The 6315-nt window shown below is 42.2% G+C and carries 3 protein-coding genes; all 3 read right to left on the bottom strand.

The window, feature by feature from the left end:
- Nucleotides 1–663: 663 nt before the first annotated feature.
- Nucleotides 664–3753, bottom strand: coding sequence for an SMC family ATPase (locus SPD53_RS15935; RefSeq protein ID WP_336253152.1), 3090 nt, complete (start codon nucleotides 3751–3753; stop codon nucleotides 664–666).
- Nucleotides 3754–3776: 23 nt separating this feature from the next.
- Nucleotides 3777–4928 (bottom strand): exonuclease SbcCD subunit D, encoded by a 1152-nt coding sequence (locus SPD53_RS15930; protein ID WP_336253151.1) that lies wholly within the window; start codon nucleotides 4926–4928, stop codon nucleotides 3777–3779.
- Nucleotides 4929–5006: 78 nt separating this feature from the next.
- Nucleotides 5007–6203, bottom strand: coding sequence for a PDZ domain-containing protein (locus SPD53_RS15925; RefSeq protein WP_336253150.1), 1197 nt, complete (start codon nucleotides 6201–6203; stop codon nucleotides 5007–5009).
- Nucleotides 6204–6315 lie beyond the last annotated feature (112 nt).

Genomic DNA, 6315 nt, shown 5'->3' with positions numbered 1-6315 from the left:
TATTGCTAAACCGTAAAAAGAAGCTTTCGATTCAGGGTCTGCAGCCTTGAAACGATATGCCTAGAAGAGCTTGCTCATCACTTTCATCCGGCGTAAGTGTTTTGCTCGTTCCTTTAGTTTAGAACTCTAATCGCCGTTCAGTTGCCCGGTGGACGGATGCTTTCCGCGGGCACAGCCGAAGCCTCGACGCATAGGACGTGCTAATGCAGACGTTGCCACATACGAGAGCGTTCTTAGTCTGCCTCGGGCCGAGCACTAAGGGGTCTCCAGACTCGTGCTATTCCCGCAGGAGTCACCGTCCACCGGGCAACTGAACTGGTAGGGAGGGTTATTATTAATGGAAAATATCCCACCATGATAGGTGTCCTCTTACAAAATGAAAAATAATTCTCCAAATTTAGCCTTTCCTCTGAGCAGTCCAGACACCTCGAGACTCCAGCAGGAGGCCGGCTAAGAACGGTCACGTCCTGTGACCAACGCCGGCATTAGAACTTCCTGTTCGTCGATAGGCATAGGTGAGACCCCGCAGGGCGACAGCCCGAGGAGGCTCACCAGCCGCCTGCGGAAAGCGAGAGGTGTCTGGACTGCGGACCTCCAGAAGAAGATTGCACACACTTACGCTGGATGAAAGTGAGAGTTCCTAAAGTGAAGAATGATGGTTTATCATTTTAGTACAAAGGCTGTTTCGCTGTGGCCTTGTTTGGTTTTTTTGACTTCCAGGATGGCTGGGAAGATTTCTTTAAGCTCTTTGACATGGGAAATCACACCGATCATGCGGCCTGTCTCCATGAGATCAACGAGGGTGTCGACGGCTTTGGCGAGGGCATCTTCATCAAGCGAACCGAATCCTTCGTCGATAAACATCGTATCGATCGCAATACTCCCCTGGAAACTCTGAATCACGTCAGACATCCCTAAAGCAAGGGATAAAGCTGCATTGAATTTCTCCCCACCGGACAATGTTTTTACATCTCTCGTTACCCCAGTATGGTTATCATATACATCAAGCGCAAGTCCGCTCTGTTTACCATGCGTCTCTTGTCTGTCACTTCTCGTTAAATAATACTGGTTATTGGAGAGCTTCTGTAACCTATCGTTGGCAGAATGAATGATTTGCTCCAAATATTCCATTTGTAAAAAGCGTTCAAAAGAAATTTTCTTATTGTTTTGTCCGCGCAGCATATCATGTACATCGGAAACAGCGGAAACAAGCTGTTCTTTCTTCACTAATGCCTCTTCTGCTTCCAGAATCTCCTCCTTTCGCGTGAGCGCACGATTTTGATAGTCACGAGCTTCATTGAGCTGTTTGAACGTCTCTTCGTATTGTTTCTCCAGTTCATCCAGCTCTTGCTTCAATGCATCTAAATCCTTTGGCTCTTTTCCTTTTAAGCTTGCCGTCAGCTCTTTCGTTTGCTTGGAAAGAATGGCCAGTTGCTGCTTGAATTCCGTCAATTCCTGTTTCAATAGTCGTTGTTCTTCGCTCGATAACTTGGCTTTGAAATACGTATCTTCTGATTCAAATCCCGCTTCTGTTAACTTCTCGCGGAACGCTTTACTTGCCTCTTCCACTTTTAATGTAATTTCTTTAAATTGCTTTTCTGTATGCAACGTATGCGTTTCGCTCTTTGTATATGCCTCTCTCTTTGCTTCGAGCAATTTTTGGGCAGAATCCCACGCTTTTTCCAGTTGATCTTTTTTATCTTGGGTCATTTTAATTTGGTTTTTCAATACTTTTAAATCCGTTAATGATTCTGGGATATCTCGAAGTCTTTCTTCAAGGAGTGCCGACTCCGTCTTATACTGCCCACGCAATGTGTAATGCTTGTCTTTCAGTTGATTATAGAGCGGTTCTAGTTCCTGTTTGATTTGGACATATTTCTCTTCTTCCTCTTTTTTTTCTTTTCTTTTCTTTCTAACTACATTATATTCTTCCACTTCAATGCGTACTTGTTTACCAGTGGCAACGAGCTGTTCATAAAAGGTATTGATCTCTTCCCCAGCTGTTAGCTCCGTTACTTCCTCTAAAATTTCATTCTGTTGAGTTTTCTTTGCCTCAAGTTGAATGCGAATTTGATGATACGCTTTTTCTTTCTCTTCAAAATTGCTTTTCGCAAGCTGAAGTTCCTCTCTTGTCACCGTTTGTTCAGCACTAGCTGCAATTTGTGGATGTTCTAAACTTCCACATACCGGACACGGTTCGCCGTCATGAAGATGTCCTGCCAACACGAGCGCTTGATTACTAAGCCATAACGTTTCTTTTTCCTGATAGTTTTCCTTCGCTTCATTATATGTGTTGATAATGGCAGTCGCTTTATTCTCTAATGCATTAATCTCCCCAGTTATATTTCTATAGCGCTCAAAAATTCTCACCTGATCCTTCAGCTGCAAATACTCTGCTTGTTTATCACTTAACTTCTCGATACGATCATCTAGGTTGCTAATTTCACGTCGATATTCCTCATATGCTTTTTCAGTTGACACAAGCTGTTTCTCTGTCTCTTCCATCTTTTGTTTTATCTCTTGGCCACGACTTTTAATTTGATTAATTTTTTGTTTCGTTTCTTCAATTCCTTGAACAACAGGTAGAATTTTCTCCAGCTCGTTCAATTCTTTAGCAACTTGATCTCTCTCCGTTTTCCTATTTTCTTCCGCTTTGAAAGTTGCTTCTGCTTCTTGTAATTCTTTTTTCGCTTGCTCTAGTTGAACTTTTGCTTGTTTGAGATTTACACTTGTCGATTGTTCATCTTTCACTGCTTGTTCCCGTTGTTGCTCAAAAAACAGCAGGCTATTTGCCTCTTCAGCAGCTTGTAAACGTGTTTCTTTCTCTTTAAATTCCACTTCCCTTTCGTTTAACGCCTTTAGCTGTTGTTTCTTCTCCTCTAGTTCACGGAAGCGTTCATTGAGATGTTCGGCTTCATGGTATTCGCTTTGCCGTTTGTTTCTCAGTTCATAGGCTTGCTTGTGTTTCTCTTCTCCACTAGTGACTTGTTCCGCGTAAAAGCTTGCCTCTTCTTCTAAGGCTGCAGCAACTTGATTACTATTCGGATACTCCGCTTCCAACAGTTCGCTCATAAACGTATCCGTCCGTAATGGAAGATAAGATGAAATACCTTGAATATAATCATTTCTAATTTGCAGTTGCCGTTCATAATCTATTTTAGCTTGGTCGCGTTTCTCCTTTAATACCTTATTAATTGATTGATAGTTTTCTGTTTTGAAGAGTCTGCGTAGAATCGCTTCTTTATTCTCCGTATCTGAGGTGAGGAGCTTACGGAATTCCCCTTGAGGTAGCATGACGATTTGCTTGAACTGATCTTGTGTTAGCCCAATTAATTGCTCAACCCGCTCATTCACTTCCGAAACGATTTGCCTATCAACGCAAGGAACTTCTTCTCCATCCTTCTGTACGAAAAAGAAAATATCATCACCCGTTTTCGACTTGTTTCCTTGCTTCACGTGGCCAAGCTGTCTTCGGATCCGGTAGTGTTTCCCTTTAAGCTCAAACTCCAATTCAACCGCGGTATGAACATCATCTTTGGCAAAATCGCTGCGGAGCATTTTTGACTCCCCACGGTCTTGTCCGCTTGCTGTTCCATAGAGAGCAAAGCAGATCCCGTCAAATATCGTCGTTTTACCAGCGCCGGTATTGCCGGAGATGACGAATATATCATTGCCCTCAAGCTCTTCGAAGTCCACCGTTTCCGTATCTTTATAAGGTCCAAATGCTGTCATCGTTAATTTTAATGGCCGCACTTTCTTTTCCCCCTTTATTTCTATTATTTATCTTCATTCATAATCGCTTCAAGTGCTTCTTTGAAAATATTCTCTGCCGCATCACCCGGTGCTTCCCCTTTTACTTCCTCATAAAAGGCACGGAACAATTCTAGTTCTGTCATTTTTCTTCGTTCCTGAATTTGCTCTGAATCATCGGATAAATGGAGGGCGGAGTAATATTTTCGTTCAACATGCATCGCGTTCGGATAAACGGAGCGGATTTTTTCCATTGGAGAAAGCACAGGAGTTTCATCTAACAATCGGACAAACACATAATCTTCATTTACGGATTCAGCTAAAATGTCTTCTATAAAACCTTCTACCGTATACATATCCCGCCTTGGAATAAGCAAACGTTTTTCCAACTCGACTTTCCCTTCTCCGTCCAGCGTCACGACGTAAAACCCCTTCTTATGATGTTCCTCGGATATAGAATATTTCAGTGGGGAACCGGCATAACGAATCGTTTCGTTCGCGACATAATGGGCTTGGTGCAAGTGTCCGAGTGCTGTATAATTAAAATCTTTATAAATCGTAGCATCCACATACTCAGATCCCCCGATAGATAATGGCCGTTCCGATTCACTCGTATTCTCCGCTTCTTCCCCAAACGGTGTAACAAAAGCATGGGCAATTGCAACATTCCGCGTATTCGGTAGGATGGACGCTTTGATTTTCTCGATAATTTTTGCCTGTGCATCATTATGATTACGGATCGAATCGTCTTCATATAAATTACGAATCATGCTCGGATCGGCATAAGGGATTGGGTGGAAATATACTTCACCAAATTCATCTTCCAATACAACTGGTTTATAATCTTTTTGTAATCTACCAATCATATGGAATCCATTCTGTTTCATCAAGCGACTGCCGAAATCCAGTCTACTCGGGCTATCATGGTTCCCTGCTATCGCAATAACCGGCACATCCAAATCGAGAACGATGTGATGCAGAACGTCATCAAGCAACTGCACCGCTTCCGTCGGCGGAACGGCTCGGTCATACAGATCACCTGCAATAATCACAGCATCCGGCTGCTCTTCTTCAACAGCCTGCACGAATTGTTTTAATATGTATTCCTGATCTTCTGTCATATAAACACCTTGGACAAGCTTTCCTAAATGCCAATCTGCTGTATGAAAAAATTTCATCTTATTTCCTCCCACTTTTCTCCTATTATAAGAGGCATTCGTATGGTCCAACCACGAATGCCTCCCATAGTAATTTACTTACGAACCTTCAACAAGAATTTCTTTCGTACGGTGTGGCGCTTCAATAAAGAGCAATCCTAACTGGTAATGGTCACTTTCATAGAATGCACTCTGGACAAACCGCATTTCTCCATTATCATCAAGGATCTCCAATTTAAAATAAGCACCGGCCGCTTGAAGCCCTGCATAGAATTCATCTGAACTGTTTATTCGTTTATCATTTATTTTTGTGATAACCTCGCCTACTTGAATATCCAAGCGCTCAGCAGGTGTACCAGGGATAATCCCAAGAATGCGCAAACCTTGCTGTTCTGGTTTGAATAAGGCATTATGTTTTTTGTCCCGTGTACGTAGTCGATACGTTATGAACTCTCTTCCAAAAATAGCAACTACCAATGCAACAGGAGACAGTCCCTTAAAGAAATAGCCGACTACAGAAATAATCATAACTACGATGCCAAGCCACAGAATCTGTTTCCCCAGCTGCTTTCCTCTAACAGAAGCGACATTCGCTCGAATCCGGTGGGAAAACCCGAGAAGAAAAGGAAAGAGTATAATCCCATAACTCTCTCCACCAATCGGAATGAGTGGCCAATAAGGAGCAAAACTCTCTAACGCCCCACCTGGTACTAGGAAGAACAATGGAATCATCGCCATTTTACTTAAGTGATGCTCTCCTATCCAAATACCCCGTTCACTTTTAACTAAGCGTGGAAATGTCTCTCCCCGCCTCACGCGACGAACATAAATCGCCTCTACAACGAGCATGACACCAAGCAAAAATGTGAGACCAATAAAATTATTTTCCGCAAAATAAGCTACGGGAATAATATCTTGTTTCTCCAGCAGTGAAGGTAAAAAAAGTAAGACGATATAGGTAAGCCCAACCGTATAACTTGCCGATAATAATGTAAATCGTAAATTCAAAGATAATAGAATCATCATGAAGCTTAGTATAATTAGCGAACCATAGGAAAATACAATTCCCGCTCCTATGAAAATAAGCGATATAAGAATTCCAGTTAAAACCGCCGGCAGCAACGTTCGTCTCCATTCACTGAATAAATCAAAGACCTTCACCCCGAACTGTTCCCTTTCCATCTTAATCCGCTTGTAACCAACTAAAAAGATCAATATAAATATCCAATACAACAATGGATTAAGAAATAACTTTAATATCCCTACCCCAAATTCCTGAAACCATAATTCAACCAAGCAAACCACCCTTTACGTATGGATTCTCCTTATAGTATACCATGAAAAGTGGGACATGGGGTCAGAGCATTTGTCCCAAAAGCTTAGAAAACTTGGTTGTCACCAAGCCTTA

Origin of the sequence: Oceanobacillus sp. MO10714A, from assembly GCF_037072045.1 — a bacterium.
Taxonomy (GTDB): Bacteria; Bacillota; Bacilli; order Bacillales; family Amphibacillaceae; genus Oceanobacillus; species Oceanobacillus indicireducens.
Note: the sequence above shows the minus strand (reverse complement) of the source record. Positions and strands in the feature narration are given on the sequence as shown.